The sequence below is a fragment of the Sulfuricurvum sp. genome (genome assembly GCF_022759005.1).
Classification (GTDB): Bacteria; Campylobacterota; Campylobacteria; order Campylobacterales; family Sulfurimonadaceae; genus Sulfuricurvum.
This window is the reverse complement of sequence record NZ_JAEMQA010000120.1, coordinates 1-3,318: the sequence shown is the minus strand read 5'-3', so window position 1 is coordinate 3,318 and position 3,318 is coordinate 1. Positions and strand designations below refer to the sequence as shown.

Sequence of the window (3,318 nt, the reverse complement as noted above, 5' to 3'; positions counted from 1 at the left end):
CTGAGAAATAATGTGAGAGTAATGCAATAAGTCATTTTAAAGATTGGGGCGTTATAATAGCTTTAATAAATATTCGTAAATCAAGGAAATGCAATGGGTAAATACGTAGAATTGACAGGTTCAAATTTTGATGAAATGACCAAAGAGGGTGTCTCTTTGGTTGATTTTTGGGCTCCATGGTGTGGGCCGTGCCGTATGATCGCTCCGGTCATCGAAGAGTTGGCGGCTGATTTCGACGGTAAAGCAAAAATCTGTAAAGTAAACACAGACGAAGAACAAGATATCGCGGTAAAATACGGTATCCGCTCTATCCCGACAATCCTTTTCTTCAAAGACGGTCAAGTCGTTGAACAAATGGTTGGTGCCGCTTCTAAGCAAGCGTTTGCTGACAAACTAAACGCACTACTATAAATTATTACGCCAAAGGAATACATCCCTTTGGCTACGATAACTCTGCGTTTCCCTCGGCGGGAAGCCCGCGTGCAGTAAACCGCACTTTAAAGATTCCGTTTTTCAGTCACTTCTCTAAAAATTTTCTAAAACCATTTTTCTGATAACTCCCTTTTGGTCGTGTTTAACCACAAAAGAGTATGATATACCAAATAAAAAAGCGGAGGCTTTGGATATGTTGGATTGTGCGATTATCGGAGGAGGGCCTGCCGGATTGACGGCGGGATTATACACCACACGAGGTGGGTTAGATAATGTCACGATGTTTGAAAAAGGGCTTCCGGGCGGTCAAATCACCATGAGTTCGGAGATTGAAAATTATCCGGGTGCAACGGCTCACAATTTGAGCGGAATGGATTTTATGGCTCCGTGGCCGGAACAATGTCAACGCTTCGGATTGAAACATGAAATGTCCGAAGTGACACGGATTTCACGCCGAACAGACGGGATCTTTACGATTCATAAATCAGACGGGACTGCGGATGAGGCTAAAAGCGTGATCGTCTGTACCGGTTCGACTCCAAAGCGTGCGGGTTTTGTCGGAGAAGATACGTTTTTCGGACGCGGCGTGAGTACGTGCGCGACGTGTGACGGATTCTTTTACAAGAACAAAGAGGTAGCGGTCATCGGAGGCGGTGATACGGCATTGGAAGAAGCTCTGTATTTGGCGAAAATTTGTACCAAAGTCTATCTTATCCATCGTCGGGACTCATTCCGCGCTGCCCCTAATACGATAGCGCGTGTAAAAAACACTCCAAACATTGAACTCGTGGTGAATGCGATTCCCGAAGAGGTTTTCGGCGGCGCGATGGGAGTTGAGGGTATCCGTGTCAAACTACAAGACGGAACACTCCATCAGATCGATGTTCCGGGTGTTTTCGTTTTTGTCGGAAACAATGTCAATAATCAAGTCTTGATCCAAGAAGACGGTAGTTTCTTGTGTGAGATGACTCAGTGGGGGGAAGTCAAAGTCGATTTGAACATGAAAACCTCTATCCCAGGGTTATTTGCGGCAGGAGACATGCGTGAATCGGCTCCGAAACAGGTGGTTTGTGCGGCGGGCGACGGTGCCGTTGCGGCATTACAGGCTATTGCGTTTGTGGATGGGCATTAACGCCCTTTTAAACACGAAGAGGGTAAAATACTTTCACATTATGTTTAAACAGGGATGCTACAGATGATTAGAGCAGGAGTATTCGGAGCTGGCGGACGTGTCGGAAAGCTGTTGATTGAAGATTTGCATCATGAGAGTGATATCTCTCTTGCGGCAGTATATGTGCGCAATGAACTCAATTTTTCGATTGACCCGTCAGTGTTAGTGACAAACGATATGGCGACATTGCTAAACGGGAGCGATGTGATTATCGATTTTTCGTTGCCGGAGGCGACACAGCTTTTACTCGAAAAAGCGATTGAACATCCGCGAGCATTGGTAATCGGAACAACCGGCTTGGATACGCATCAGATGAATCTTCTCAAAACAGCAAGTGAGTCAATGCCGATTCTGTACGCGACGAATATGTCATTGGGGGTTGCGTTGTTGAACAAACTGGTCAATACGGCGGCAAAAACCCTCGAAGGCTTTGATATCGAGATCGTCGAACAGCATCACCGTCACAAAAAAGATGCTCCAAGCGGTACGGCATTAACGTTGGCTCATTCGGCAGCGGCAGGGCGTAATCTTGATCTCGATGCGGTTCGCGTTAGCGGGCGCAACGGAAATATCGGCGAACGTACCAAAGACGAAATCGCTGTTATGGCGTTGCGCGGCGGTGACATCGTCGGACGTCATACGGTCGGATTTTATAACGACGGTGAGTTTGTGGAGTTGCATCATACGGCAACGAGTCGCAATACGTTCTCCAAAGGTGCCATTCGTGCTGCGAAATGGTTGGTCGGAAAACCAAACGGCCTTTACAGTATCCAAGACTGTTTAGAACTAGCATAAGGAAACCAGAGTGCGTAGCTTAAATGAAAAATGTGCGGTTGTCGGTATTTTCGACCATCCTGAAGCCTCAAAATTAGCCTATTTCTCCCTCCACGCCCTTCAGCATCGGGGTCAAGAAGCAGCGGGGATCAGCACAGGGGACGGTGAGAAACTCTATACGATCAAAGATCGTGGATTGGTAACGCAGGTATTTGATACCCAAAAACTCAATACCCTAAAAGGGTACATGGCGATCGGTCATACCCGCTACTCTACAGCGGGAGACGACTCGATTCTCGATGCACAGCCGGTATTCGCACGGTATGATTTGGGGGAGATGTCGATTGTTCACAACGGAAATCTTACCAATGCCAAAGAGGTTCGGGATGCGTTGATCAAAAAAGGGGCGATTTTTCAAACCTATATGGATACCGAAAATCTGATCCATTTGATCGCAAAAAGTGATCAGCACCATTTGACTGATCGTATCATCGATGCGGTCAAAAAGATCGAGGGGGCATACTCACTCGTATTTTTGAGCCGAACCAAGATGTTTGCGATGCGCGATCCGCACGGATTCCGACCGCTGAGTCTCGGACGTGTGGGGGACGGCTATGTCGTTGCGTCGGAAACGTGTGCGTTTGATCTCATCGGTGCGGAGTATATCCGTGACGTCGAGCCGGGAGAATTGGTTATTTTCGAAAAAGGGAAAGCGCCGAAATCGATCAAAGTTTTTGACGCAACTCCGAAACACTGTATTTTCGAATACGTCTATTTTGCGCGTCCGGACTCAAACGTTTATATGCAAAACGTCTATGAGATGCGTAAAGCGATGGGGAAAGCGTTGGCTAAAGAACAACCGGTAGAAGCGGATATGATTGTTCCGGTACCGGATGGCGGTGTCCCCGCAGCGATTGGGTATTCACAGCAAAGCGGCATCC

At 47.3% G+C, this 3,318-nt stretch carries 4 protein-coding genes; all 4 read left to right on the top strand.

What is annotated here, in order from left to right; all coding sequences use genetic code 11:
* Positions 1–93 precede the first annotated feature (93 nt).
* The gene (gene trxA / locus JHC35_RS07590) at positions 94–411 is read left to right on the top strand and encodes a thioredoxin (protein WP_295043737.1); all 318 of its coding nucleotides are present in this window, start codon (positions 94–96) and stop codon (positions 409–411) included.
* 214 nt (positions 412–625) lie between these two features.
* Positions 626–1,564, top strand: a complete 939-nt coding sequence (locus JHC35_RS07585) for an FAD-dependent oxidoreductase (RefSeq protein WP_295043734.1) — start codon at positions 626–628, stop codon at positions 1,562–1,564.
* A gap of 63 nt (positions 1,565–1,627) precedes the next feature.
* On the top strand, positions 1,628–2,398 hold the full coding sequence (gene dapB / locus JHC35_RS07580) for a 4-hydroxy-tetrahydrodipicolinate reductase (RefSeq protein ID WP_295043731.1): 771 nt from the start codon (positions 1,628–1,630) through the stop codon (positions 2,396–2,398).
* A gap of 10 nt (positions 2,399–2,408) precedes the next feature.
* Positions 2,409–3,318, top strand: a 910-nt coding sequence (gene purF / locus JHC35_RS07575) for an amidophosphoribosyltransferase (protein ID WP_295043728.1), incomplete at its 3' end; no start/stop codon positions are given.

Bases quoted from the DNA above. Each gene is read 5' to 3' on its own strand.
- dapB (WP_295043731.1), top strand. From the start codon at position 1,628: ATGATTAGAGCAGGAGTATTCGGAGCTGGCGGACGTGTCGGAAAGCTG.
- trxA (WP_295043737.1), top strand. From the start codon at position 94: ATGGGTAAATACGTAGAATTGACAGGTTCAAATTTTGATGAAATGACC.
- JHC35_RS07585 (WP_295043734.1), top strand. From the start codon at position 626: ATGTTGGATTGTGCGATTATCGGAGGAGGGCCTGCCGGATTGACGGCG.